The sequence below is a fragment of the Neorickettsia helminthoeca str. Oregon genome, from assembly GCF_000632985.1.
Lineage (GTDB): Bacteria > Pseudomonadota > Alphaproteobacteria > Rickettsiales > Anaplasmataceae > Neorickettsia > Neorickettsia helminthoeca.
This window is the reverse complement of the sequence record NZ_CP007481.1, coordinates 361,146-387,682: the sequence shown is the minus strand read 5'-3', so window position 1 is coordinate 387,682 and position 26,537 is coordinate 361,146. Positions and strand designations below refer to the sequence as shown.

20 protein-coding genes, 1 other RNA gene and 2 pseudogenes are annotated in these 26,537 nt (G+C 40.7%); 7 read left to right on the top strand and 16 right to left on the bottom strand.

Annotation, left to right across the window (positions count from 1 at the left end; all coding sequences use genetic code 11):
- Window positions 1–118 precede the first annotated feature (118 nt).
- The 3 genes from NHE_RS01930 to mgtE all read left to right on the top strand — a co-directional run bounded on the left by NHE_RS01930 (window position 119) and on the right by mgtE (window position 5,440).
- Window positions 119–2,788: a UvrD-helicase domain-containing protein gene (locus NHE_RS01930; protein ID WP_038559396.1), complete on the top strand. Its 2,670-nt coding sequence runs from the start codon at window positions 119–121 to the stop codon at window positions 2,786–2,788.
- A gap of 385 nt (window positions 2,789–3,173) precedes the next feature.
- Window positions 3,174–3,992 (top strand): phage major capsid protein, encoded by an 819-nt coding sequence (locus tag NHE_RS01925; RefSeq protein WP_232215027.1) that lies wholly within the window; start codon window positions 3,174–3,176, stop codon window positions 3,990–3,992.
- A gap of 134 nt (window positions 3,993–4,126) precedes the next feature.
- The gene (gene mgtE, locus NHE_RS01920) at window positions 4,127–5,440 is read left to right on the top strand and encodes a magnesium transporter (RefSeq protein WP_038559394.1); all 1,314 of its coding nucleotides are present in this window, start codon (window positions 4,127–4,129) and stop codon (window positions 5,438–5,440) included.
- Window positions 5,441–5,513: 73 nt separating this feature from the next.
- Here the strand turns inward: mgtE and NHE_RS04550 are convergent.
- The 7 genes and pseudogenes from NHE_RS04550 to NHE_RS01895 all read right to left on the bottom strand — a co-directional run.
- Window positions 5,514–5,762 (bottom strand): annotated as a pseudogene (locus NHE_RS04550) (YraN family protein); the annotation flags it as partial.
- Window positions 5,763–5,852: 90 nt separating this feature from the next.
- Complete coding sequence (gene lpdA / locus NHE_RS01915) at window positions 5,853–7,226, bottom strand: dihydrolipoyl dehydrogenase (RefSeq protein ID WP_038559392.1); 1,374 nt, start codon at window positions 7,224–7,226, stop codon at window positions 5,853–5,855.
- Window positions 7,227–7,258: 32 nt separating this feature from the next.
- A complete protein-coding gene (locus NHE_RS04515; protein WP_269479144.1) occupies window positions 7,259–7,825 on the bottom strand; it encodes a septal ring lytic transglycosylase RlpA family protein in 567 nt (188 codons plus the stop codon).
- A 184-nt stretch (window positions 7,826–8,009) separates the two neighbouring features.
- Window positions 8,010–8,477 carry a ClpXP protease specificity-enhancing factor SspB gene (locus tag NHE_RS01905; protein WP_038559390.1) on the bottom strand — a complete coding sequence of 156 codons (468 nt, stop codon included), beginning with the start codon at window positions 8,475–8,477 and terminating at the stop codon, window positions 8,010–8,012.
- A gap of 9 nt (window positions 8,478–8,486) precedes the next feature.
- Window positions 8,487–8,801: a transfer-messenger RNA gene (ssrA, locus tag NHE_RS04265) on the bottom strand.
- A gap of 41 nt (window positions 8,802–8,842) precedes the next feature.
- Window positions 8,843–9,559: a DNA repair protein RecO gene (gene recO, locus NHE_RS01900; protein ID WP_038559388.1), complete on the bottom strand. Its 717-nt coding sequence runs from the start codon at window positions 9,557–9,559 to the stop codon at window positions 8,843–8,845.
- 85 nt (window positions 9,560–9,644) lie between these two features.
- A complete protein-coding gene (locus NHE_RS01895; protein WP_038560491.1) occupies window positions 9,645–10,802 on the bottom strand; it encodes a deoxyguanosinetriphosphate triphosphohydrolase in 1,158 nt (385 codons plus the stop codon).
- A gap of 99 nt (window positions 10,803–10,901) precedes the next feature.
- Between NHE_RS01895 and NHE_RS01890 the strand changes: the two genes are divergently transcribed.
- Window positions 10,902–11,387 (top strand): HesB/IscA family protein, encoded by a 486-nt coding sequence (locus tag NHE_RS01890; RefSeq protein ID WP_232215026.1) that lies wholly within the window; start codon window positions 10,902–10,904, stop codon window positions 11,385–11,387.
- Window positions 11,388–11,631: 244 nt separating this feature from the next.
- Here NHE_RS01890 and NHE_RS01885 read toward each other — a convergent pair whose 3' ends face one another.
- The 5 genes from NHE_RS01885 to NHE_RS01865 all read right to left on the bottom strand — a co-directional run bounded on the left by NHE_RS01885 (window position 11,632) and on the right by NHE_RS01865 (window position 17,025).
- Window positions 11,632–13,629: an inverse autotransporter beta domain-containing protein gene (locus NHE_RS01885; RefSeq protein ID WP_038559385.1), complete on the bottom strand. Its 1,998-nt coding sequence runs from the start codon at window positions 13,627–13,629 to the stop codon at window positions 11,632–11,634.
- A gap of 226 nt (window positions 13,630–13,855) precedes the next feature.
- Window positions 13,856–14,443: a retropepsin-like aspartic protease family protein gene (locus tag NHE_RS01880; protein ID WP_038559383.1), complete on the bottom strand. Its 588-nt coding sequence runs from the start codon at window positions 14,441–14,443 to the stop codon at window positions 13,856–13,858.
- Between the two features lie 50 nt (window positions 14,444–14,493).
- A complete protein-coding gene (gene hemF / locus NHE_RS01875) occupies window positions 14,494–15,333 on the bottom strand; it encodes an oxygen-dependent coproporphyrinogen oxidase (RefSeq protein WP_038559380.1) in 840 nt (279 codons plus the stop codon).
- A 6-nt stretch (window positions 15,334–15,339) separates the two neighbouring features.
- Window positions 15,340–16,590, bottom strand: a complete 1,251-nt coding sequence (fabF, locus tag NHE_RS01870; protein ID WP_038559377.1) for a beta-ketoacyl-ACP synthase II — start codon at window positions 16,588–16,590, stop codon at window positions 15,340–15,342.
- A 3-nt stretch (window positions 16,591–16,593) separates the two neighbouring features.
- Window positions 16,594–17,025: an acyl carrier protein gene (locus NHE_RS01865; protein ID WP_038559375.1), complete on the bottom strand. Its 432-nt coding sequence runs from the start codon at window positions 17,023–17,025 to the stop codon at window positions 16,594–16,596.
- A gap of 361 nt (window positions 17,026–17,386) precedes the next feature.
- Between NHE_RS01865 and NHE_RS01860 the strand changes: the two genes are divergently transcribed.
- Together NHE_RS01860 and NHE_RS01855 are read left to right on the top strand one after the other, a co-directional pair.
- Window positions 17,387–20,131 carry a hypothetical protein gene (locus NHE_RS01860; protein WP_038559372.1) on the top strand — a complete coding sequence of 915 codons (2,745 nt, stop codon included), beginning with the start codon at window positions 17,387–17,389 and terminating at the stop codon, window positions 20,129–20,131.
- 116 nt (window positions 20,132–20,247) lie between these two features.
- Window positions 20,248–20,970 (top strand): phosphoribosylformylglycinamidine synthase subunit PurQ, encoded by a 723-nt coding sequence (locus NHE_RS01855; protein WP_038559370.1) that lies wholly within the window; start codon window positions 20,248–20,250, stop codon window positions 20,968–20,970.
- Window positions 20,971–21,198: 228 nt separating this feature from the next.
- Here NHE_RS01855 and NHE_RS01850 read toward each other — a convergent pair whose 3' ends face one another.
- Window positions 21,199–22,122: a tyrosine-type recombinase/integrase gene (locus tag NHE_RS01850; RefSeq protein WP_038559367.1), complete on the bottom strand. Its 924-nt coding sequence runs from the start codon at window positions 22,120–22,122 to the stop codon at window positions 21,199–21,201.
- Window positions 22,123–22,165: 43 nt separating this feature from the next.
- Complete coding sequence (locus tag NHE_RS01845; RefSeq protein ID WP_038559365.1) at window positions 22,166–22,840, bottom strand: SDR family NAD(P)-dependent oxidoreductase; 675 nt, start codon at window positions 22,838–22,840, stop codon at window positions 22,166–22,168.
- A 244-nt stretch (window positions 22,841–23,084) separates the two neighbouring features.
- Between NHE_RS01845 and obgE the strand changes: the two are divergent.
- Window positions 23,085–24,112 (top strand): annotated as a pseudogene (obgE, locus tag NHE_RS04545) (GTPase ObgE).
- Between the two features lie 53 nt (window positions 24,113–24,165).
- On the opposite strand, the gene NHE_RS01835 reads toward obgE, so the two are convergent.
- Window positions 24,166–25,320 (bottom strand): 1-deoxy-D-xylulose-5-phosphate reductoisomerase, encoded by a 1,155-nt coding sequence (locus tag NHE_RS01835; RefSeq protein WP_038559362.1) that lies wholly within the window; start codon window positions 25,318–25,320, stop codon window positions 24,166–24,168.
- Window positions 25,317–26,489, bottom strand: coding sequence for an EAL domain-containing protein (locus NHE_RS01830; RefSeq protein ID WP_084473255.1), 1,173 nt, complete (start codon window positions 26,487–26,489; stop codon window positions 25,317–25,319). The genes NHE_RS01835 and NHE_RS01830 overlap by 4 nt, the downstream gene beginning before the upstream one ends.
- Between the last annotated feature and the right edge of the window lie 48 nt (window positions 26,490–26,537).

Below are 26,537 nucleotides of genomic sequence, written 5' to 3'. Positions count from 1 at the left end.
AGTAGACATAGAAATAATACATGCTGCCCAAATTCACAGCGTTCAGGCATATCTAGAAGAACGTGCTATGCAAAAATGGTTGTGTTATCATGAACCTCTAGATCCACTAGCTACATAGATGATAGGAAAAATCACCGACCCCAGATCATCAATTTGGATCAATTCTTCCGCTGGCTGCGGCAAGACAACCCTACTGGTAAAGAGGGTACTCTCACTCTTGATACATAAACGAAAAAACATCCTGTGCATTACTTTTACAAAGGTGGCTGCCGCAGAGATGTATAATCGCGTCTTTGAGGCACTTAGCATCCTCTCTACAATGGGTAATGTCGAAATGAGACGGTACTTACGCTCCGAACTAGAAATCAATACCGATGACTTCTCCTACATCAGGAATCTTATATGCATAGCAGATTCATTTCTACGAATACAGACGTTCCACGCATTTTGCCTGCAATCAATCAAAGAATGTGATCCGGGGTATAATTCGAAGGAAATCTATGAAGAGAATCAACATACCTTCTGCAAGATGCTTGCTCAGTTCATTTTCGAGAAATGTAGACTCCCGGAAAGAACATCTGAAGGTATTACTGAGCAAAAATTATACGAGATATTTTCCTCACTACTTCATAATTTTCACCTAGACTACGCGGAAATAATAAAAAAGCTGAAAGATAATCCAATAGAACAACTACCTGTAAATACACTAGATATACTATCTGCGTTCAGTGAATTTTTAGACCTGAATAGAAATTTCTCTAGGAAATACATCGCACACAACGCGGTGATAGAAACGGCAATAAGCAAGGAAATATGGAATATCTATGAAGTCGCATCGAAAATAGATCACGTACTCATAGACGAAGCACAAGATAACAATTTGAAGCAATTATATATAATTTCCAGGTTTTGCTCAGACTTTCTAATGGATGATAGTCAAGATAAAAGTCTCTTTATAGTTGGAGATTATAAGCAATCCATCTACGGCTTCCAGGGGGCTAGTCCTGATGCATTTCTTGCGTTTTATAATATCTTGAAACAACGAGATCCAAAGGAAAAACTAATTCAGCTGAAAATAGAGAAATCTTATAGATCATCCAATCCGATTCTGGAATTCGTTGATAGCGTCTTCGCTGATATTACGTTATGCGCATCGCATACAGAGACAATCCAACATAAAACAAATAGAGAAGATGCTCCAGGCTATGTCGAAGTCAGACCTCTAATAAAAAAATCTGATATCGATGCTGAACTCCAATTAGCAATTTCTATTAAAAATACAATTCAAAGCTGGATAAGTAACAAGCGGATGATCAAGGCAAAAAAAAGATCCGTGAAAGCAGGTGACATAGCAATTCTGGTCGCGCATAGGACAGCGTTCGTCGACCATCTTTATACTCAGTTGAATAGTGCTGACATTCCTGTGAACTTCACTGGCAAATCCAGTGTAAAAACCAATCCGATCTTCGATTTATTAATAAATCTAGGAAAGTTCATAACTTATAAGTATGACGAAGAAGCGCTAGTGACAATATTAAAGTCTCCCATATTAGGGTGGTGCGATGATGAGATTTTAAAAATTAAAACATCTAATAAGGATGTTCCATTGTTTCATCATATTGAGAACACAGACAGCGGAAACATACTCAAAAGGTGGTTGGAGCTATATGGCACAACCTTTCAGATATACTCAAAGCTACTTGATGAGGAAATTGTTTCTAGACTAGGTCGTTGGTATGGCAGTGAAACTGATTATTACATAGACACATTCCTTGACAATACATTGGAATATGACTGTATATACGACTTTATTTATATTTTCGGCACGGATGATGCTACTATAAGAATCAAGAATGCAAATGAGAATGGTGTAACAATTTCGACTGTACACGGAAGCAAAGGTGCGCAATATCCAATTGTTTTTGTTGCAGATAGCAACTACGTCCCACAGAATAGAAATATTTTTCTTCATACCGAGGATGGTCTTCCGATTCTCTCGTCAGAAAAGAATATAGAGATTACGGACAGGATCAAAGAGAGGCAAAAAGTGACAATATACCATGAGCACATGAGACTCTTATATGTTGCTCTAACGCGTGCTGAAGATGAGTTATATGTAGTAGGAACTGGGGAAAAAATCAAGAAAAACTCATGGCACGAGCTTTGTACAAACAGCATTATCAAGATCGGATCAACAAAAGAAGATGGGTCCTATTATCATACAAATGAGCACAAATACTTTGATGAAAATCTCACCGACAATCGCAAGCAAAACACCGCCCAAGAAATATCTTCACTATTTAATAGTGAGCAGCGGAAAGTCGATGAGGATAACACTTTGGTCATGGGAGAAACTCTTAAAATAGACAAGAAAACAGTACTACCACGTAAAACATTTGAAATTCTTCGTGGGGAGCTCATCCATGAAATTCTCGAGTACATCTTCATAGTCGGGAAGCCAGAAATATGGTTAAAGGGGTTCCTTGAGAATCGTGCACTGGCACTGAACCAAAAAGAACAGGATGAAATATCCAAAACCGTCCTGAAATTTGTAGAAAATAATTCAATTCCAAGCGGCAGAAGAGAGGTTGAAGTATTGTTTGCAGGTAGGCTAATACGAATGGATCATGTGGAATTCAAAGACAACGAAATAGTAATTAGGGATTATAAAACAGGCAAAAATAGGGAAATCACCGATACTATCGTACAGCAAATGCGGCTATATCAAAGAGCTATGCAATCCATCTATCCAGAAAAAAACATAAGGACTGAAATACTCTGGATCTAGATTTTATCTCCATATGGAATATCGAAGAGAGTATAATGTTTTGCTTCCAGGCAGCAAAATGGATGATATACTTAGCCTTTCTTAATTTTTGATAAGCAAATGGAGCAAGATATACATGCTTTACTCTCTAACCTCGAGTCAGAGATAAATCTTTCAAAGAAGAAGAGGATAAGAGAATATCTAAGCAAGAGAAAAGATTAGATAAACTCAAAAAGAATTATTCTGTAATAGTAAACCGTCCATTTAGTTCTTCTGAAAGCATAGAAAATCATCAGTATAAAAAGTATCTAGAGGAATATCTAGAAAAGGTACAACAAATTCAGTCGAGATCAAAAGTAATGGATTTCCTCTGCAAAGCACGCTGATAAACTCTATTCATGATCAGATGAAAAAATTATCTCCAATGAGGAAGATTGCTTCAGTTGATACAATTTCAACTGACTGCATCACATACATAGGAAACGGTGAAGCATTGGAGGCACAATGGGTCTCTGATGAAAGTAGCGATGATACCGAAGATGATGCGAAGGATCACATCATAACAACTAATATCACTACATATGAGCTATTCACACAGCCTCGAAATACACAAAAAGTGTTAGATGACCCAGCAATCGAAGCAGAAAGGTGGTTGATAGAACAAGCTGCTCTCGCGTTCACCCAACTCGAAAATGAGGCATTCATCACAGGGAATGCTGAAAATAAGTCACATGGTATATTGAAGTATAATGATTGCTATACCGATCAAATTTGTAAAATTACGAGTTCAACGGCATGTAAAACCACGGCCGAAGATATTCTACAGTTGCATTATTCACTGCTGCGCGAGTTTTCTGTGAACTGTACTTTCCTGATGAACAGTGCAAGCATCCAGATTGTCAGGGGACTGAAGTATGAACAAACAGAGCATTATATGTTTCAGCCGAGTTTACGTTCCGGAGAGCCAGACACACTAATGGGAATCGCAGTAGTTGAATGCGCAGAGATGCCTATCATTCCAACAAAGAGTGCTACTCCTCGTCCATGTCCTATTATGTTCGGGGATTTTAGGCGCAGTTATCAAATCATCAACAGAAATGAAATGAGGGTCCTCGGTGATCCATATTCAGTAAAACCATATATTTCCTTCTATATAACAAAAAGAGTTGGGGGAGAAGTAATAAATCCAAATGCTTTCGCTCTCCTAGAAATGAAAGCTTCCTAAAGATATTTTTTACGCGTACACTGGTATTGGTATCAGTGTACCTACCTCGATGTAGCGTCCTTGGACCTTACACTTGACCGCGTCAAAACCACTGATAAACTCTTTTTTGGAAGTTCTGGTGTATCATTATTTGCATGATTGAAACAATTAGTACTATTTTAGAAAGACTTGAACAGGTAAGCTCAGAGCAAGAGAAGATTCACGCTCAGAGAGAGCTCGTCGATGCATTTATTAATGCAAAAAGCGAGACTAAACGGGAATTCATACACCAGCATCTAAGTGAGCATCCATACGTACTGACTGAGATCTCGGAAGAATTAATCAACGAGATAATCGAGATGCTAGGAGTAAGGCAATTCAGTAAAATCATCACGGCTCTACCCACAGACGAGATAGTCGACGTTCTCGAGAATTTAAGACAAGATTCGATCAAAGAAATCATTGATTTACTTCCATCAAAACTCAATAGAGTCATCAAGGAAATACTGGCCTATCCAGAAGAAAGTGCTGGAAGATTGATCCACAAGGATTTCATAGTAATACCGAAAGATTGGAGTATAGAACAAGTACTCCAGTTCATACGCATACAGAAAAAAATGCCGAAATATCTCAGTGAAATATTTGTAGTGGATGAAAGTAATTCACCTATAGGGAGCGTCTCACTCAATGATATTTTGTGCGCCAAAAGCAGATCGCTTGTTAAATCGATCATGCAGACGAAGATAGAGACAGTTGGTACAGGTCAGGATCAAGAAGAGGTAGCCCGTCTATTTAGGGAGTATTCCCTACGTTCGGTAGCAGTGGTGGACGAAGAAAAAAAAATCGTTGGTGTGATATCAATCGATGATGTGGTGGATATTATCTCAGAAGAAGCAGAGGAAGATATCCTACACGCAGGTAAGGTTTCAGAATCGGATATTAACGCGAGTGTCTCCAATACCGTGATCCATAGGATAAAGTGGCTCATAGTAACTTTCTTGAGTATTAACTTTTCATCATATGTGATTGGATTTTTCCAACTGACCCTACAGCAACACGTAGAACTTGCAATCCTAATGCCGATTACTGCCGCAATGGGGGGAAATGCTGGGATACAAGCATCAACTGTAGCCGTCAGAGCAATCATTACAAAGAAACTAGCTTATAATAATGCCTTCCGTTTATTCCTGAAAGAATTATTGGTGGGATTATGCAATGGTGTTATTATGTCAGCTTTTATGGTAATGATCATAGCAATGCGATTCCATAATCTTGCACTTGAATCGACCTTTACGATAGCCATCGTACTTGTTTTCACACTTGCGACTTCTGTAGGAGCGGCAATACCGTTTATAATTGAGAAGTGCGGTGGTGATCCAGCCTTATCGTCCTCAATAATTACGAGCTCCTTTACTGACATCTTGGCATTCGTGGTCCTGTTGTCGACAGCAAGGATCGTTTTGGGCTGAGATCGCACAGTCACTTTAAATGTTCGAGCGAAGCTAAAATAAACCGTAACCTTCTAATCAAGGAAAGATAGAATCATATGCTTATTATTCTCATTGTCGCAGGAGTAATAAAAAATATCTTGAATAGTCTTTCGTGCCTTTCATATTCAGGGAAATCTTCAAGGAAGCATTCTGAAGCCTCATAAATACGATGCATCCGGCGATAGTCAATTACATCATCAATGCCATGCAATGAATTATGAAATTTTACTTCCACAAACGGCAGTGTCTTGTCTCTAGAACAAATCAGGTCTATTTCATAAATGGGATTCCTGTAACGCCATTTTACTAACTTAAATACTTAAATCCCCTCGCCGAAAGATATAGAGCAACCACCATCTCCGCTAAGCGTCCAATGATATCATCGACAACATTAAGAGTGGATTTCTTCATTATCAGCAGCTAGAACAGATTCATACATCATCTCGGACATAGTAGGATGCGGAAATACTACGGTCTTTAATGTTTCACTGGTTGCTTCAGATGCTTTCGCTATAGCGTAACCATTAATCATCTCTGTGACCTCATGCCCAATCATGTGGGCTCCAAGAAGCTCTCCTGTTTTTTTATCAAACACCGTCTTGACTAAACCCTTTGTCTTCCCTAGGACAACAGACTTGCCATTTCCGTCGGATTTCACTCTCCCGATTTTTATCTCATAACCCAACTTTTTTGCAGCTTCTTCAGTCAGACCAATACTTGCAATAGATGGAAACGAATAAATACAACTAGGAATATTCGTCTTATCAAGTGGAAAAGGCTTTTTGCCCAAGATTTTGTTTATGCAAATACTCGCTTCATATATTGCCTTGTGCGCAAGACATGGAGCACCTACTAAATCTCCGATAGCATAAATCCCTGGCTCGCCTGTCTGACAATACTCATCCACGCACACGAAACCCCTATCCAATTTTATTCCGGAGAAGTTCTCAAGCCCTATATCATTGGAGTTTGCTTCAGTACCAACTGCAACAAGAATCCTGTCCACTGACAAAGTATTGCCATTACTCAGACTCACTAATGCCCCATCTTCCTTCACCTCCAAAGATATGACTATCGTAGATTTGTGTATCGCAATGCCACTCTTTTTGAAAGCGTCTTCTGCCATTGAGCTGATCTCGATATCCTCAGTAGCGAGGATTCTGTCCTGTATCTCTATCACAGTCACCTTGGTCCCGAAGGAATTATAAATACAGGCAAACTCTATACCTATAGCACCAGAACCGACTATCAATAATGAGCCAGGTTGATTATTAGGCATCATAGCATCCCTGCAGTCCCAGATTATTTTATGATCATACTCTAATCCTTTTAATATCCTGGCCCTACTACCAGTCGCAAGAATTATATTCTTTGCATCTATGGTTTTTTTTAGATCGGCTAGTACTACCTTTTTACCATGTAAAATACGGGCATGAGATTTAAAAACATCTATCTTGTTCTTATTCATCAGATAGGAGATTCCGTCAGCGAGTTTCCTAACTTTCTCCCTTGAGTATTCTATAGCTCTATGAAAATCCATGGAAACATCAGGAACCACTATCCCTAAGGTAGATGCCTCATTTTTTATGAAATGATATTTTTCAGCAATATGCAGTAGAGCTTTCGTAGGAATACAACCACGGTTCAGACATACTCCACCAAGCTCATCTTTTTCTACGAGCGCGACCTTCAAACCACTCTTGCTCGCCTTAATCGCGGCAGGATATCCAGCAGGGCCACCTCCAATGATTACGATATCGTACATATACTTTTCCTAAACTTTCGACTCAGATTGTCTCACCCATATGAAATAAGCTCAACCTTCACCCTAGCCAAGCCCTTACCTTGAAAACCAAGCAACTTAGCCCCCTTCTCAGATAAATCAATTAATCTATCCTCTATAAATGGCCCCCTATCATTTACCCTGACTATCAGGGACTTACCATTTTCCAAATTTGTCACTTTTACGATACTAGGAAGTGGCAATAGCTTATGCGCTGCTGTGATCTTATGTTTATCAAAGACTTCGCCACTAGCAGTGATCTTTTTATGATTAGTACCACCGTACCAAGACGCAACTCCTACTTCCTGATATTTATTGTACTTCACTGGGTAATAAGTGACTTTTTTCACAGTATAGCTTGCTACCATAAGCTTATCTTTTACTTGAACCCCTTTTCTACTTTTCGAAAAAAGATTTTTCCTATGATGGAGTCTCAGAGAGTGTCGATCTTTCTTTCCAGTGGAGACAATTTTCTTAGCGCGAAAAACTCTCGGAGCAGATTTCTTCGAAGATTTATATGGTTTCTTAGCTACAGGATGAACTGCATTCACATATTCACGCTGGTATGGCTTCTTCCGCACGGAAAGGACAGATATCTCTCGACTAAAGTCGGAAACTGCATTAAATGGAACTAGAAATACGAGTAGTACACATAAAACAAACGAAAAGCTAGAGCGGAACACAGCTAATCCCAAAAATCAATACCAGACACAAGCCAACGTACAATGTATTGAGGGATAGGGTAATCAAAAAAGGAGTGAAAGATTACTTCCTAGTCAACATATCCGTGATATCTATGATTTTTCCTTCCTGATTTTTCTGAGCATTGGTCTCAGAACGAAGGCCACTACCACCGTCATAAGTATCACTTTCATCTGAATCACACTTGTTATATAAATTCTGGAATTCCAAGGCAAAATTGCACTCCCTGTCGAGAAAGTACAATATCGAGGAAAACGGCACAGATATACGTTCCTCAACACGGGAAAAACTTAGTATCACAGTAAATCTGTCATGAAAGACTTTCAAATCTCTGAACTGATTTTGCAAGACGATACTCATTTCGCTGGGATACTTGGCACGCAAAGCATCCGAGAGGACAACTCCAGATGCATCAGTCCTGAAAGTAATAAAAAAATTTATTGGTGTACCAGTAGAAGCCTCACTCACCACGGAGCGAACCACGCCGAGCATTGCAGCGTCTACAAGTGTCTTATATTTCTCTTCCTTCATAAACAAAAAAGTGGGGCATTCTGTTGCCCGGCTGCCCCAAGCCGCGCTGACTACTTAGAGAACTAAGCAGCTACTGCAAGACTTGCAGGCTCAGCTTCGAAATTATCGTTTGCACTTATAAAAAGTGTTGTGAATCACGGGATCACTCAACCGAGCAAAAGTTAGACCTTTAATGCCTGTCGATACTAATTCGCCCCCATACTAACGGTGGAGGCGCCGAATTCCGCCTTCGGGTCCAAAACACCTATTATGAAAAACCATTTATCGCCATAGTACGAAACGTACATCCGTATTCTAGCAAATAACTATCACAATTTCAATCTAGGGACAAAGTCTGTGTATTCCAAAATCGATGCAGGGGTATATTAAAAATTATCAAGCATTGACTTCCTATAATAGGGTAGATCAAGGTTCAGAGAAAAAAACAGAAACGTCCTTAAGAAGAATCCAGTCACAGTGACGCACTCTATGAATTCCTCACGTGAAATTGGTTCCTCAAAAGTAAAATTATTACTGATCTTATACAGCAGTTGGGGAAGAAGTAGTAATTTATCTTTATAAGGATCTCCTACAGCTTTAGTAACTGCTCTCCCGGTTTTCGGGGAAATATAGAATAAGTTTTCTGTTTCACCACTCACGGCACACCTGGAAAGATCTAATTGAAATCCCAAATGTTGGAGTATCGATAAATCCATCTCTATGAATTTCCTGTAGTAACACAAGTTAACTGATTTTAACACATGCAGCAATTCTGTGAATACATGATATGTTTCTTCCTTTACTTCATTCTCTGGAAGAACTTTAAGCAAGACACTTATAACTGCATTGAGTAGTTTTAGTTTTCTATAATCAGTAAATAAAAATGACGAAATTATTTCTTTAGATTCTATTTTGAAGTAACCTAATTGGCTTTCCAATCTGGCGCTCCACCTACAGTAGACTATATTACCCATATCAAGCATAGCTTTTCTTGAATAAAGTCCCCTTTTCAATCCATAATGCTTGGTGAACAGAGTGGCTACGATTTTATTTTCCATTAATCCTTTATTTGCAAGGACTACCCCTTCGCTTTCCCAGTGCATAGACCCCAATAAGCAACCTGTATGAATAGACAATCTTCTAACAAGTGCACAGCAAATGTCCAAGACCCCCTACTATATGGACACTCTAATAGTCAGAATCAAAAACATATGTACTGAAAAATCTCTGATGCTCTCTCATAGCTGACCTATCAGTCAGAGCAGAGATGAAATCACAGATTACCTGAGCTTTCCTATTCGTAGAGGAGGATTTTTTTACTCTTTCGTACCAATGATCGGGTAGGCACTGCGGATCTTCAAACAAAATTTCGAACAAATCCTTCACTATTCTCTTGAGCCTACTTCTATTCTTGTTTACGCGATAGTGGAAATAGAGGTTTTTGTACAGAAAAGCTTTGATTTTTTTTATATCTTGTTCGACCTTTGGGGAAAAATGTGCGACAGAGACACCAGCGTTCCTTATATCCTCAGCAGTTTTGATAGAATTACATTCTATATTCTTGCGAATCACGGCAACCACATCATTGATCAGGAAACCTATCATTTTTCTTATCGCCTTATATATTATACGACTCTCGTCTGTATTCGGAAAAACTTTTTCAAACCTTGTTATATTTTCTCCTATGATCGGTAGATCCTTCAAATCCTGATAAGTGATCAACTTCGAAGATAATCCATCATCTATATCATGAGAGCTATAAGCAATATCATCTGCTATTGCTGAGATCTGCGCTTCTAGGGACGAATAATTTTGGAGGTCTAGACTCACTAATTCATTATACTCCCTTATTATCTGATGTGGGTCTTTGATAGGACCGTTATGTTTCGCAATACCTTCTATAGTCTCCCAAGTAAGATTCAGTCCATTGAATTCCATATACTGACGCTCGAGTTCTGTAAGTATCCTGATTGTCTGTGCATTATGGTCAAACTTATAATGCTCAGAGATCACTTCGAGTAGAGCTTCCTCCCCTATATGACCGAACGGAGGATGTCCAATATCATGTGCCAGCGCAATTGTCTCAGTAAGGTCCTCGTTCACATTCACTAGCCTCGCTATGGAACGCGCAATTTGCGAGACCTCCAAACTATGAGTCAGACGACTTCTATAGTACTCATTCCCGTGACAAGTAAAGACCTGTGTTTTATGCATGAGTCTCCTAAAAACGGAAGAGTGTATTATCCTGTCCCTGTCTCTTTGATAACAATCCCTATGTACATCTTCCTTTTCAGGGAACAGTCTGCCCTTGGAATTTCTTGGAGAGGATGAGTACGAAGCAAGCATTTTATCGCAAAAAGGTAGTGGAATTTTATCGTAATTATTACCTGAATTAAACCTACTCAAAAATATACTTCAATTAATAATCAACATGGGTAATCCTCGATGAACGAAGTAATAAGCATGCACCAACTACTTTTGTGGAATCAGAAACAAAATGCTACACTAGATGCAGAAGCAGAGGTTAATTTATCACTTGCTAGAATGAACGGCGCTACACCAAAACTATCGATTACTGAATCGGCACTCAAGCAAATACTTGCCATAACTCAGGAGAAGGAGTGCTTAAAAATCACGATTGAACCAGGGGGTTGTAATGGATTCGAGTATAGATTTGAAACCAAACCCAGTGATAAGATACCGGACGATATAAAGGTCAATGACCCAAATGGAATACACAGCGCTACTCTAGCAGAAAAATATTATCTCCTAAAGGGTGAAAGGGTAATCGTGGAGATAGATAGTGCATCGTTGGAATTAATTAAGCACTCTCAAGTGGACTATGTGAAAGAGTTAGTCGGTGAAAAATTCGTGATAAGGAATCCAAACTCAAAGTCCAGGTGCAGCTGTGGGAACAGCTTTGCTATCTGATCCTGTGTCTTTTTTAGTCGTGAATCCCGCCACCTAGGGCTATAGCATCTGAGTTCAGGGGCTGGCTCCGCATCGACTACAGAAGGTCGGGCATCTAATATATCTGATAAGTTTGTGTGGGAAGATAGGCAAGATCATAAATACAACCATGAAGATTGTCAAGTCAGAACTATGTACCAATCCTGACTTGGACTTCTTACCTAGATTCCTATGGAGTGATGCTCAGTAGGCTTAAACTAACCTACTACTCTTTTTCTGGAGTAGTCTTTGTCTTTATACTTAAAGTACCACCGACACTAGCATGTATCTTTGCTCCGTCTTTTGCATCAAAGACTGCAAATTTCTTCCTTTTCTCGTCGGTGCTGAGGTCAATATTTGGCATCTCTATCGTTGAGTCTGCAATGTGGTACTTGATTGGCCCAATAGTCTTACTAGAGTAAAACACGGATTTTGGACCATTTTGCCCATTATCACCACTAGTACCACTCAACACAAGTTTGGAACCAGTTACCACTACATTTTCATCATCCTGGAACGGCCGCTCATTATTGCTTTTTATTTCATTATTACGGAATTCAACATCTGTCATCGTGTATTTAGCAGAGTCTCCCAAATCTACTCTTAAACCACTAATTAATAGATTTTCTAACTTCTTATCACCCTCACCATTCATTCCGAATTTTATTCCTTTACCATTGCTGGTAATGTGGTATGGCACCACCCTAGTACCTTTAGTGTCAGGTATATGCACCTCCAGATCTGCATCACCAACAAGAATGACATTCTTTAATTCATCTGAGAGTGTAATCTCTGCTTCAGGATTCTTGATATGGTATAATTTGCCGTTTGCCTTATCCGCTTTTTGTATTTTATCTTTTGTATTAGCCTCGACAACTTCTGTAATCTTACGCTTCGTTCCAGCATCTAGGAAAACACCCTTGACTGGATACTCATTACTAGACTCAAGCAATACTATATCTTTATCCCTAACAACGTGCTCTAATAGATTGTCGTACCCTCTTCCTATCGGAAGCGTAAAGCCAAAACTAGTAGAAAAAGTATCCTGCTTGTTATCTCTTTTGAATTCAGGGCTCACTGAAAACACAAAGCGCTTGTTCAGCTTAAATGAAATATTAGATCCAAGTCTGTAACCACTCAACTCAACAGATTTGTCGTAAGGACTATGGAAGGAGAATATACCTCCATACACTCCAACTACATTATTGATTTTCAAAGCAGTTCGGACATCATAGCCATCTGCCGGAAGTTTTTCGTTAAGCAGAACCCTGGACTTTCTCTGATCTTCAGAATCTAAAGACAATTTTTTCACTTCGTTAACATAGCCATCCTTACTGGAAAAGTAGCAGTTACCACTTATAGAAAGGGTCTTGAAGAACATTTCTGCTCCAAAAGAATACCATGTATACATATGCTCAGGCGTATTCCTTATATCTCTAAAGAGATTCAGGCCACCTATCATCGACTTACCTAATTTTCTTCGAACAACAACGCCCGCACTGACTTCCTGCGCCTTACTGTCATAGAACTTCACCTTCGAGTCTAAGTACGCAAGACCTTTATCTCTACCTATAAGCGGAATCAGAGCGCCATATTCTCTTGTACGACCAAGAATGCTTCCAGAAAAAGATGAGGTAAGCTCATGACCGACGGTCAACGTCATCCCTCTTTTATAGCGACTACGACCCTGAGTCTCTGCCCGGGTATCTTTTGAATGTCCACTTGTACTGAAAACATCAGCTTTTCTTCCATTGATAATTCTTTTTTTCTTGATTTTTTCACTGGCATCCTTCTTAGCCATCGCATCAGAACTACTGATATCCTCCTTCGGTAGAATAGAGATCTTCTTCCTTTTTTTATTGTTAGATCGATCTAGCACCTCAGGCATCAGAGGACCTTGATTAAATTGAATCACATTACCCTGCGAATCAAGAAAAATTTGTCCTCCCTCTTCAGAACAGCGAGAGCTATTTTTTACCTTTTTTTGAGACTCTCTTGATCCACCATTTTTACGAGTTTTTTCTATTTTATTGTCACCACCTACTACTGGTGCAGTTGCACACGGACAGCCGTTACCATAACTTACTCCGGAACTTAACTTTCTACTTATAGTATCTCTATGAACTTCTAATTTCAGGGCACTGGATGCTGCAGGCTCACAAAAGAGGAGGCCAGAAAGAAATAACGCAAGCTTCAGTCTAAAGACACTATTAAGGTTTTTCATTAAACACCAGATTACAAAATTACAGTCATTTTTGCAAGAAAGTTTTAATTTTCTACAAAGCTACTAGCATAGAACGGACTCATGTTGCCTCAGACAAAATAAAACTGGAAACTTCGGATAAGTCCGATCCTCGCAATCCCTTGTAATACAGAAAGAGAGTATCTCTTCTTACAACAAAATCAAAGTGCTTCAAAAACGACATCCCTACCAATGAGATATTAGAAATTTAAGATCCCTTACGAAATAGAAAGAGAGTATCTCTTCTTACAACAAAATCAAAGTGCTTCAAAAACGACATCCCTACCAACGAAGTACCAGAATTTTCAAGCACTGAAACACTCACACTTAACGAAGGGATACAGTATCTATTTATACAGACATCATCAAAAAGTACTGGGGCAGCATTTATTTTTCCGTTTGCCGTTTGATACTCTTTAGTATAATCCAGTGCGTCCAGGTTTATACCTAATCTACGCGCATCCTTTCTTGAAAGAATAGTATCACTTGCACCGGTATCCACAAGGCATTTTACTCGCACGCCATTAAACAAAAGATCGACATAGAAGTGTCCATCCCTAGCTTTCTTGAAAACCATCTCTGTATTTTGAGCGTTTTCACGAAATTTATCACGTATCTGCTCGACTAGCTGATTTTGAAAGAATCTCTCCTGTACATTGTAGAAGAAAGCTATCACGCAGACACCAGCGCACCAGAAAAGAATATGTGAAATTCGTCTAGCTCTCGACTCCTTAGAAAGTTGAAGCAACGCAACAACAAAAGTCCCTAGAACAACGAGCAAATAGAGAAACTGCACAAAAATCTAAACAAAACTACTGGATATATTAAAAAGGTAGCGAAAAACACTTAAAAATCTTTCCACTGCGCCACAGGTGGAAGGGACATCAGAATTGCCTTGGTATTACCCCCTGTTTTCAGTCCGAACTCTGTACCTCTGTCATAGAGAAGGTTAAACTCGACGTATCTACCTCTCTTTAGAAGTTGAAATTCCCTCTGTTCAGGAGTGTATTCCAGATACATGTTTCTCCTCACAAGCTTTGGGTAAACCGATAAGAAACACTTACCTACATCCTGAGTGAACGCAAAATCCCTTTGCCAATCATCTGTTCTCAGATAATCAAAGAATATTCCACCTATACCTCTGGGCTCGTTTCTATGCTTCAGGAAGAAGTACTCATCGGCCCATTTGCTAAACCTGTTATAGTAATCATCATCATGTTTATCACAGGCTTCCTTAAAGGCACTATGAAAAATACACGCATCTTCTTCATTGTAATACATTGGGGTGAGATCAGCGCCACCACCGAACCAGTAGTTATCCGTGACAATCATGCGAGTATTCATATGCACCGCTGGAACCAACGGAGATTTCATATGAGCAACCAGAGATATACCACTTGCCCAAAATTGCTTTTCACTTTTGAGCGCACCCGGGATTTTGGTTGCAAATTCGCCGTTAAATGAACCATGGACAGTGGATATATTCACCCCGATCTTTTCGAAGACCGAACCGTACATGAGACTCATTTCGCCACCACCACCGCCTTCTCTTTTCCAGGATTCAACGACAAAACCGGACTGAAAACTTGGATCAAATTCCTTTTCTATGGACAAGAACTCATCCCTTATTTGATCTCTTAAATCCCTGAACCATGCAGAGGCAATTTCCTTATATTCTTCAAACATAATAAATTACTCATGCTTTTCAAACATTAATGATACATTAGTACCACCAAACCCGAAAGAATTAGAGAGGACACAATTCAACTTCCTCTCTTGAGGTACGTGTGGAACAAGATTAAATCCACTGGCTTCCTCCGCAGGGTTGTCCAAGTTTATTGTAGGAGGCATGACGGAATCACGCATAGCAAGTATGCACAAAACTGCTTCTATTCCACCTGCAGCACCTAGAGCATGACCTATAGACGATTTGGTTGAAGAGACACCGGCCCTCAGAGAATTTCCAAATAGGCGCTTCAGAGCGTTTAACTCGACGATATCGCCGGTTGGAGTGGAAGTACCATGAGTATTGATATAATCGACTTCCTCGAGAGTCTTACCTGACATCCTAATAGCGCGCGACATGGATGCAAATGCGCCATCACCCTCGGGATGTGGAGCAGCTATGTGATATGCATCCCCGGAAGCACCAAAGCCGATCAACTCAGCATAGATCTTAGCGCCTCTCTTTTTGGCATGCTCATATTCCTCAAGTATTAGAATTCCTGCGCCATCACTCATCACGAAACCATCTCTATTGACATCCCATGGTCTGGAAGCTTTCTCTGGTTCATCATTTCTCTTAGAGAGAGCCTTCATACTCGCAAATCCAGCAATACCGACTCTACAAAGTGCTCCCTCAGAAGCGCCAGCAACCATCACATCAGCCTCATCATTGCAGATGATGCGGTAGGAATTGACAACCGAGTGCGCTCCAGTAGCACAGGCAGTGACAATCGCATCATTGGGTCCAGTGAAGCCATGTTCGATTGCAACATTCCCGGAAGTAAGATTGATCAGACTCGCCGGTATGAAAAATGGACTCACTTTCCTCGGACCACCTTCATGTAACAGGATAGAATTCTTCTCAATCAGCGGCAGACCACCAATGCCAGAACCGATCGAGACTCCGACTCTTGATTTATCTAAGCTTGGATAATCAAGTAAACAAGAATCCAGTACTGCCTCCCTGGAAGCGGCAAAACCGTATAGTATATACTTATCGTGTCTCCGTGGATCCCCGAACTCCTTGACTACAAAATCCCCTCCAGATTCGGAATCAAGGACCTCCCCACCTATACAGACAGGAAGATTCTCCGTATCGAAAGTAGAAATTTTCCTAATCCCTGAACGAGAGGAAAGAATAAGTTTCCAGGACTCTTCCCTTTTAGAAGACAAGCAAGTAACTAGACCCAGGCCAGTTACGACAACTCTTTTTCGCATTTATCACTGATCGGAAATGCCAAGTTTCGATTTCAATTCATCCATGCCCACAACGCCTTCCAGGTCGCTGACCTCAAGACCTGCATTTTCCGCAATCCTAGTAATGAGTTTTTTAAAGAAATAATTCTTATCAGAGAAGTTTAACAACTTATCCAACGGCTTCTCACAATGCTTAAGCACGTAATCATATATGTGCTTTACTGTATTCGCCTTTCTCGCATAATCCTCTGGGATCTCTTCGAGGTCATGATCTTCTTCTATACGCATGATAATCTCAGCTGCATCAAGGCTATCCATACCGAGGTCTGAAGCAAGATCAGTTTCGAGCTTTAGCTCATCATATTTTTCTTCTGAGAGATTCAAAGCACCTATGATAGACACCTTGATGGTATGCTCGAGTACTACATCTCTTAGTTTCTCTTGTAATGATTCCATTTAAGTAAAACGTTAGATCCAAGGTAAATATATCTTAAGCAAAATTTTACTGCAACAACTCGGCACAAGCGTTTTTAACAAATAAACTCACGACAAGATGTTGTATGATTGCCGGTAAACTACCTGGTCTTATCTGATAAGTCGACTATACCGCAAACAAGCCTTTGCTAGGATTATCATTTTCGCTAACCTTGTTTCATATATTGTAAAAAAATACAATTTATTATCCTATTCCATAAATTTTACTGTAAGTTTACGAATAAATTGTAAGTTTACGAATAAATTTATAAAATGTCTGTTATATCCATCCAATATGGACATTCAGTAGAAATATCTCTCTTCCTAGTTATATACAGTTCTGATGCAAGGACCAGATGATCCAAAAAAACCGTATCTTACGAGCCCAGCTGAAGTAGAGCAAGGTTCTGATGATAACACAGGCGCGGATAATATCGAAGAAGCAACCGAGCCTATACCATCAGCTGAAGTAGCACAGCAGCCAGCAGCTGAGCCAGTACAACAAGCAACCGAGCCTATACCATCAGCTGAAGTAGAGCAAGGTTCTGATGATAACACAGGCGCGGATAATATCGAAGAAGCAATCGAGCCTATACCACCAGCTGAAGTAGCACAGCAGCCAGCAGCTGAGCCAGTACAACAAGCAACCGAGCCTATACCATCAGTGGAAGGAGCTTCACCATCTAAAGGGCTATCCCCCTTTAAAGAATTCACTGATGGGTTTACAAGAGTATTTAGGTCAGCATTACGCCGGAAGACAAAACCACAGCCAGAAGACGAGCCTATACCATCAGCTGAAGTAGCACAGCAGCCAGCAGCTGAGCCAGTACAACAAGCAACCGAGCCTATACCATCAGCTGAAGTAGCACAGCAGCCAGCAGCTGAGCCAGTACAACAAGCAACCGAGCCTATACCATCAGCTGAAGTAGCACAGCAGCCAGCAGCTGAAGTAGCACCAACTGTTAAGACAACATCTGATTTTAGAGGATTTCTTCGAAGGGCTGTACAGAGACTTGATGCAGCATTACCTGGGGAAAGTACTGAGAAAACTAAACAAAAACTACAGAAAACTCAGGAAATGTCCGAGCTTTTTCAAGACACACGACTACTAGGGCTACTTCAACTTGAAATAGAGGGAGTACTCGGGCTCACAGGTGTCTCTTTATTTCCACCTACGTCTCCAAAAGATAAAAATAAAATCGGTCTAAGAGTACCGCTCTTGGATGCCTACTCCACGCTCTTTCCGAAAGCATCACAATTGGCTGAGGAAGGACCAGAATGGAATGAAACTGAATGCTATTTGTCTTTCCTCGATCTAAGACAACTCCATCAGTGGCTAGGCGCAGTAAGTGCTCCAACTCTGGAGGAGAGTGAGCTTATTTGGGGCATTATTAAGAATGCTACAGGAGAGACTCCAGCAGTAGAGAGAGGATCCCCAACGCGCAGGACGCTCGAAGAACAATCTACGAGTTCAGGAAGCAATGGTATCCCGGGGGTACGATCAGAAGTCGTATTTAAGCTCACTGGTCTCTCCCAAGACGGGGTACAGAAGTTAATAGGTTTTGCCTCGGGTATAGACCCTACAAGATTCTGCTTACCTAATCGTCACATCTTAGTAGAGCAGACAGGCACAGAAGAATGTGCATTAAGGCTTCTTAATTTTCCTGGTGGTGGCAGGCTTTTACTGCATGCCTTAAGGGGACTTGAATGTCTCTCAGTAGAACTGACAGCACCTTTCGGTGACTTCTGCAATAGACTCAGCGCACTTACTGCGGAGACAACTGGTAGCCCAGCACAAAGGCCACGTATGCATTTCGATCCGTATACTCAGGCTAGCTATATTTCTATTCCAGAGGCAGCACTCAACTCTCCTTGGGTACGATATTGGGTAACACGACAGTCTTTTGCCATCCATTCATCTACACATGAACAGGGCAGAAGCCTTCCATCCGTTAGGCAGAGCTGTACTCGATATTCCCCTCAAGCTACTGGCGGAGATGTACTCCTTGAACTACCTGGGAACTGTCAGCAGCTCTATTCGGGTTTTGAGGAGGCCATGATTGTTCGCGCTAGAAGTAACGCAATCTGCGGCCTTGTGGCAGGCGCAACAGTTGCCTTCGAAGAGAATTGTGTACTGGTACGGACACAATTGACCTGCCCTCAGCGCTATATGGATCTAGTACTGGGGTTAGAATGCGTACGAGATATTTCCAGAACCTTGATCATCGAAGAAGCAGGTGGCGGTCTTAAGAGGGTGTGTGTTAATCCTGAGTGTCAAACAGCATATGGCCCTGAAATAGCAGCAGCCTTAAAAGGCGCCTTAAATTTCTCCAAAAACCTGCAGGCGGTTGTGCAATACATCCACGACATCCTCCCACTTGATGTGCCGTATGAAGAGCTAGAGAAAGGTTTGATGCTACAGCTCGATCCAAATTTCATAGAGCACGACGGTGTAACAACACCAGCACTTCATATATCATGGCAGACACTTTGTCTTCAATATGGTCATAGATTAAGCGTTAGAAGCAGCGCAAGTGGGCAGTCTATACATTGCTTTGATACTGGACTGGCCATAGAAGCACCACTACTCGAGGGCCCTACTAGTGTTATATCAAGTGCCATACAGGCGATGCGTTCCCAAATCGAACTAATAGCGGAGCAAGTGGAAAAAATACCTGTGACAGCGCTGGAACCGGAACAAACTCAAAAAACAACAGGCAGTGGAATACTGGCTGCTTTCAGAAAAAGATTCACGCAACAGAGTGGCAGTACAGTAGGAGCTCCAGCCTCTAAAGGAGCAAGCGGGGGCTCAGGATTCTTCTCATTTTTCAAATCCACCGACAAAGAAAAAAAACCAGTTAAAAGAAAAATGAGCACCACAGCAAAACTGAAAGGCTGCTTTATCGCAGCAGGTGCTGCGATAGTCATAGCGGGGATAGTGTACACGCTACTGGACAACGTGTCAAAACTGCGAGACCTACCAAACTGGTTAAAAATCGTGGGAAGCATGCTCACCGGTGTATCTATAGCTCTCGTAGGCCATTGCGCCGTCACACAGTGTATGGAAAAACGCTTGGAGAGGGAATAGCAATCCACTAGCTATTCAGAGAATGAAGATAACAAGGAGATTTTTCTAGATAACAAAATCTCGAGGTGCGAGCCTCAAATAAACGTGATACATTGTACTTGCATTTATATAGCAAAATGGCCAAAGCGCTTGTATTATCTGGATACGGAATAAATTGTGAAACTGAGACCCTCTACGCATTCGAGTTAGCGGGATTCTCAGGTAAGATACTTCATATCAACGAATTGATCACAGATCCGTATATCCTAGAGGATTATCAGGTCATTGCGATTCCTGGAGGTTTTTCATTTGGGGACCACACGGGCGCAGGAAACGCGTTCGCGTGTAAAGCCAGGATTGTACTTGAACAAATAGATAACTTTCTCAACAAGGACAGGTTGGTCATCGGAATTTGCAATGGAGCCCAGATACTCACTCGTCTTTTTACGGATATTGGAGTAACGTTCGAGGCAAACATCTCCAACCGGTATCAGTGTGGTTGGTACGACCTAAGCGTCGCTGATACCGAATCCATATGGTTAAAGAATATCGGGGAAATCAGGTTACCGATCGCACACGGCGAAGGAAACTTACAGGCACTCAACACGAAAGAACTGAAAGGTAAAATTGCCATGCAATATTTAGAGGATGTAAACGGATCATCTGATAGAATAGCTGCAATCACTGAATATAAGGGCAGAATGTTAATCACTATGCCTCATCCAGAAAGAGCGGTCACAGCAACACAAATGGATGATTATTATCTCAGACGTGAGGAATATAGAAGAAAAGCTGTGGAGCACCCTAGCGAAGGTCCCGGTATGCAAATTTTTCGCAATGCATACGACTATTTCAGTTAATCCTTTAAGCAATCGGAGGAGTCTCGGAACACCGTGTGAGATACTATATAAATTCGAGGAAGTAACCCAAAGGCGTATTCTATTCTCTTTTCATCTCAGCATCGAATATTAAGCGCAAGCTGATAGTTTTGCATTAGGTCTAATTCCCACCAATCATCAAGTGGCGAGAACTGAGCATATTTCTTCACCAGGGATGCGACATCGATCTTGTATTAGGATCAGGCCTCACTAATCATCATCAAGTGGCGAGAACTGAGCATATTTCTTCACCAGGGATGCGACATCGAGTTTAGTATACACCTCAGTACTAGCTAATGAAGAATGACCCAACAATTCCTGTATCTTACGGATCCCTATCCCAGATTGAAGAAGATGCGTAGCAAAACTGTGTCTCAGCGCGTGAGGGGTAATATTAGGCGAAAGATTAAATTTCTTTCGTAGAGAAATCATAGCAGAGGCTATCACAGTCCTACATAGCTTGTTGCCATAGCGATCCAAGAAAAGAAAATTTTCTCTTTCAGAGGGAAATGGACAAAGCTCGAGATAATCCTCTAATGCTTTCCTAACGACTGGTAAGATCTGTATCATTCTCTCCTTATTCCCCTTACCGAGAACCTTTATGGAAGATTGCTCAAGATCTTTTATTCTGAGGTTTAGGGCTTCACTTACCCTTAATCCAGATCCGTACAGCAGATAGCATAAAGCAATGTTTCTTTGTACTATCCAAGTGCTTTTTAAAGACGAAAATTTTTCAATCACTTCCGTTATCTCATCTAAGGTCAATGATTTTGGAATGGAGTTTCCCCTGAACTTGAGCGCCATGGACAACACTTCCTCATTGACTATCCCTTGGTGCTTACCCAGATATCTAAAAAAATTTTTCACCGAGGAAAGGGCCCTACTATTTGCACGAAAAGAAATCTTCCTCCTTCTCCTATCAGCGAACCATCCGCGGAGCGTCGTATTGTTTATGATGGTCAAATCAGCAACAAGCACCGGTCTGCCATGAAATCTGCACAGAAAATCTAATAAGGAAAGTAAATCTATTTTGTATGCGGCAACGGTATTACTAGAAAAATTTTTTATTCCACTTAACCAATTTATCCATCCGTAGACCAAGGCTAGCAGAGCTGAGTCAAGACTACTTTCCATGATCAGCGCTATTCGAAAAGTAACAAGCTAGAACATTCACCTCTCAAGTATAAGAAACATAATGCTTTCTACCAGAGATCTTATACCTGTCAGAAGCCAAAGTGACGAACAATTCCAGACAATCAGGATGTGGTTCTAAGGAGGGGCTATCTTCGTATCCTTCTAGTGCAATCATATTCACTTTTATGCCATGCGTCTGCACATCATTCGAATAACCATTCATAAGCTGCACTAGGCCTGCATTACTGGCAACGTATGGAGAAAAATATAGAGGATTTTTCCCAACAATACTTTCCACTGAAATAAATATTACCCTTCCAGAACCAGAAAGTTTCAACAAGCCATCGAAGTGCTTGAGCAGATACCAATTTAGGGAAAAATTCTCCTCTAATATTTTTTTCCATTCATCGACTTCATAGTCCACAAGAACGTTTGGTTTGCTGGTATAGAAATGTGCAGCGACTAGGGCATCCAATTTTTTCGACATCCCGGTTATGGATGCTGCTAAGGCTTCTATCTGCAAAATATCCGATATGTTGGTCTGTACTAAAACTGATTCGCCACCTAATTTTCTAATATCCTGATCCAGCTCTCCTAAATCACTCAAATCCACTGCGGGTAAAACTAGCGACGCCCCTTCGGAGGCAAATCTTCTTGCGACCGATGCACCAATCTTGTTATGTGCACCAGTAATAAGTACTATTTTCCCCAGCATCATAAAAATTTGTCGAACAGTAAATAGAAATCCAAGTACAAGATCTTATAATAGCAGAATGATCTTTGCAAAATAACACAAATGCCCCGAAAAACGATAAGATATAGTGGGTAACTATTTCGTTAACCTTTAAGAAGTCTCTTTTTAGATTATTTATACGCAGTTGGCAATCTGGAAATATAAAGACCTTCGACGATAAGTTGCTGTGTAGCCCGTTACGATTCCTTTGTACAAATGGAGGTCAAATTTGAAATTCATAGATGAAGTAAAGATATTCCTAAAAGCAGGAAATGGTGGTGATGGTTGTTCGAGTTTTCGCAGAGAGAAGTTCATTGAGTTTGGTGGTCCGGATGGCGGCTGCGGAGGCAACGGTGGAAATATTATTTTCTGCGCAGATGAGAATCTGAATACGCTGTTAGATTATCGTTACAAACCACATTTGAAAGCACATAACGGTGAAGCAGGGAAAAAAGCAAATAGACGTGGCGAAAGTGCTTCAGATCTGATCTGCAGGGTACCAATAGGAACGCAGATCATCTCTGAAGATGGCGTGCTGCTGTGCGATCTCAAGAAAAATGGTGAACTTTTCATGTGTGCCTCAGGAGGTAGGGGGGTCGCGGCAATGCGACATTTAAGAGCTCATATAATCGGTCCACGACGCAGTTTACTCACGGCGTTCCTGGAGAAGAAAAAACGATAATACTGAGTCTGAAAATACTGGCGGATATCGGTTTAATCGGTCTCCCAAATGCTGGAAAATCAACTTTCTTATCTAGATCTTCGAATGCAAAACCTAAAATCGCCGCCTATCCATTTTCGACGCTCGAGCCTATAATGGGCATTGCGGAGATCAATGATACTCAGATTGTCATTGCCGATATCCCAGGAATTATCCAGGGAGCTCACAAGAACATTGGTTTAGGTTTCAGATTCCTCAAACATGTAGAACGCTGTAAAGGACTTATATACCTCATAGACGGCACCGAAAAAGATCCTGTTTCCACTTACGAGCTACTACGGAATGAGCTTGCATTGTATAAGAATGACCTAGAAGAAAAAGATCACTTCATAGTATTGACAAAGGCGGACCTCATCAGTGAGGCGGAAGCAAAAGAAAAATGTCTCCTCACACAGAAAAATACAGGAAAAGTGGCGCTATCAACTGGGAAACATACAAAGCTGGATGCCTGTCTCCAGATTGCAAGGGAATTGATTGAAATCCACAAAAAAAATGACAACGCACACAGAAAATATGATCCCTTAGCAACAAGCTGAGAAAATATTAGCATCCCCGGAGCTAGATCTAAGTTATTTACCCGAGAAGCACTTCAGGAGACAGCGGATCTGCGACGATCGAAGAGCTTATTGTTATTACTCAAAGCTTGTTTAGCCTCATTATACGTGGCCAACACATCATCGATGTTGTTGATAGAGTTTTCGTTATAATGAAAACTCTCCATACCGGCAGCGATAAAATCAGGAATAGCATGAAAAGCTATTCTTCCGTATAAGAACTCTGAGACCGCAAGATCATTTGCGACATTGAACGTAATTTCCTGACCTGTTCTAAGAAACTTGAGAACAGGAAACTCTTCGATTTCGGCTGGATAGAAGGTAAGATTTTTTCCAATAAGTGAAATATTCGCATATTTCTGGGTGGTCTCTGCACTTCCACCAACCAGGCGAGACAAAGTACTATTTATGCCAATTTTCATATCAGGAGATGAAATAAAAGCATGCTGCGATCCATCTAAGAAATCCGCCATTCCGTGAATGATGGCCTCTGGATGGATCAGAATAGAAATATCCTCTTTGCTGATTCTGAAAAGATAATGAGCTTCTATTACTTCGAGGATCTTATTGACCAACGTAGCGGAATCCACTGAGTTTTTCTTTCCCATTTTCCAAACTGGATGCGAAAGAGCATCGGCTATACCAACACCACTTTTCTTTTTGCGGAAAAAAGGACCTCCACTAGCAGTCAGAGTGATACCCTTAAGCAATTTAGGATCCCTAGAGCGAAGCAACTCATTGATTGCATAATGTTCAGAATCCAACGGAGAAATCTTGTCCACATACGGTAACAGCAATTTTCCGCCGCATACGATACCATCCTTATTTGAGGTTGCAACTGGAATTCCATAACTAAGTGCATCATACATTGGAAGCAGACCCTCAATTCCTGAAGTCGCAACGATGAGCATATCATTATCAGCAAAGATATTGCCTATATCGCCACTACGATCGCAAATAACCTCGATATTCGTGGAGGATAGTATCTGCTTTAGCTTCGGATAAGCACTCTCCTCGGATATAAAGACCCTTTTTGGTGATAAATCCAGAGCCTGCTGGGCAAGCAATAGATAACTACTCCTGCAGCTCAACGCATCAACTTCGATGGTATCCTTGTAAAAACGGGAAACTACTTCCACAATCTGGGATCCCACAGAGCCTGTGGAACCTAAAATAGAGATCCTCTTCATGTGATAATTGTATCTTTCACCTCGGTGCTGGCCTTTTGAAGATAATTACCCTGCATATATCTAATCCCAAGCTGCTTAAATGCCTTGAAAACATCACTATCTTCAACGAACTCAGCGATTATCTTGACGTTCAGGTTTTTTGCAATCTCGAGTATGCTGCTCATGAATATAGGTACGTTCTTACTATCTGTGATTCCTTTAGCAAACTCCTTATCAAGCTTTATGTAGTCTATAGGAAGCTTTTCCAACTGGAGAAAGGGAATATAAAAATTCCTACCAAAGTCGTCTAGCGCAATACTACATCCCACGGACTTCAATTTAAAAATGAAATCAAAAACCTTGTCCAAATTGCGTAACATCATCTCCTCTGTGATTTCTACGACGACCCTCTTTGCAATAAATGGAAGATTTACAAATAGTCTAAGGATGTCATCTACCCACCTCCCATTGTTGATGCTGAACATTGAAATATTAAAGGACAACTTTAAATCTGGATTACTCTCAAGTAGTGTCATCACATGCTTAAAGACGAACTCATCTATGATGGAGATAAGATTTGTTTTCTCAGCGGCAGTGATATAGTCTTGGATAGTCTCCTGACCTTTTATTCTGAGGAGAAACTCGTTGAAAACAACTTCGGAATTTTGTATATCGACGATAGGCTGAAAAACACCGTACAAATTTGAATTCCTGAGAGCGTTGTATAAGACTGTCGACTTACGTATTGCATCACAGAAGCATTGCAACTGGGGTTCACAGTCCAAATAATTCACAAGCGGCTTTGAATGTCTTTCACCAAACGAAGCTGCAGTGAAAGCTTTTCGTATTACTTCATCTGGCGCCTCAGACAAAAAGACATAATAACCGAGCAGGATAGCAACATATTCGAGGAAGACACTCGAAGCAAGTTCCGTAACTTTAGCATGAATACCCTCAATCGCACCTTCGTCGTCAATAAGTAACAGGAAATTTTCTGAATCATATTTAACGATATCCAACTTTAGCGTCCTAATCTGCCTTTCCAACTCTGACAGTTCTTTTTCATATTTCCTCTTACCATCCGAGAAAATCTTATAAGATAATGGATTCATTATCCTCACTACAACTAATACTCCTGACTTAAGTGCTAGAATTTTTCTTTTAATGAAGTAGTTGCAACTCAAAAGCATTTTAAGATCCTCTAATAGTACGATCAGCAGCGGAACAACAACCCACTA

Bases quoted from the DNA above. Each gene is read 5' to 3' on its own strand.
- NHE_RS01930 (WP_038559396.1), top strand. From the start codon at position 119: ATGATAGGAAAAATCACCGACCCCAGATCATCAATTTGGATCAATTCT.
- NHE_RS01925 (WP_232215027.1), top strand. From the start codon at position 3,174: ATGAAAAAATTATCTCCAATGAGGAAGATTGCTTCAGTTGATACAATT.
- mgtE (WP_038559394.1), top strand. From the start codon at position 4,127: ATGATTGAAACAATTAGTACTATTTTAGAAAGACTTGAACAGGTAAGC.
- lpdA (WP_038559392.1), bottom strand. From the start codon at position 7,226: ATGTACGATATCGTAATCATTGGAGGTGGCCCTGCTGGATATCCTGCC.
- NHE_RS01905 (WP_038559390.1), bottom strand. From the start codon at position 8,477: ATGAAGGAAGAGAAATATAAGACACTTGTAGACGCTGCAATGCTCGGC.
- recO (WP_038559388.1), bottom strand. From the start codon at position 9,559: ATGCACTGGGAAAGCGAAGGGGTAGTCCTTGCAAATAAAGGATTAATG.
- NHE_RS01895 (WP_038560491.1), bottom strand. From the start codon at position 10,802: ATGCTTGCTTCGTACTCATCCTCTCCAAGAAATTCCAAGGGCAGACTG.
- NHE_RS01890 (WP_232215026.1), top strand. From the start codon at position 10,902: ATGAACGAAGTAATAAGCATGCACCAACTACTTTTGTGGAATCAGAAA.
- NHE_RS01885 (WP_038559385.1), bottom strand. From the start codon at position 13,629: ATGAAAAACCTTAATAGTGTCTTTAGACTGAAGCTTGCGTTATTTCTT.
- hemF (WP_038559380.1), bottom strand. From the start codon at position 15,333: ATGTTTGAAGAATATAAGGAAATTGCCTCTGCATGGTTCAGGGATTTA.
- fabF (WP_038559377.1), bottom strand. From the start codon at position 16,590: ATGCGAAAAAGAGTTGTCGTAACTGGCCTGGGTCTAGTTACTTGCTTG.
- NHE_RS01865 (WP_038559375.1), bottom strand. From the start codon at position 17,025: ATGGAATCATTACAAGAGAAACTAAGAGATGTAGTACTCGAGCATACC.
- NHE_RS01860 (WP_038559372.1), top strand. From the start codon at position 17,387: ATGCAAGGACCAGATGATCCAAAAAAACCGTATCTTACGAGCCCAGCT.
- NHE_RS01855 (WP_038559370.1), top strand. From the start codon at position 20,248: ATGGCCAAAGCGCTTGTATTATCTGGATACGGAATAAATTGTGAAACT.
- NHE_RS01850 (WP_038559367.1), bottom strand. From the start codon at position 22,122: ATGGAAAGTAGTCTTGACTCAGCTCTGCTAGCCTTGGTCTACGGATGG.
- NHE_RS01845 (WP_038559365.1), bottom strand. From the start codon at position 22,840: ATGATGCTGGGGAAAATAGTACTTATTACTGGTGCACATAACAAGATT.
- NHE_RS01835 (WP_038559362.1), bottom strand. From the start codon at position 25,320: ATGAAGAGGATCTCTATTTTAGGTTCCACAGGCTCTGTGGGATCCCAG.
- NHE_RS01830 (WP_084473255.1), bottom strand. From the start codon at position 26,489: ATGCTTTTGAGTTGCAACTACTTCATTAAAAGAAAAATTCTAGCACTT.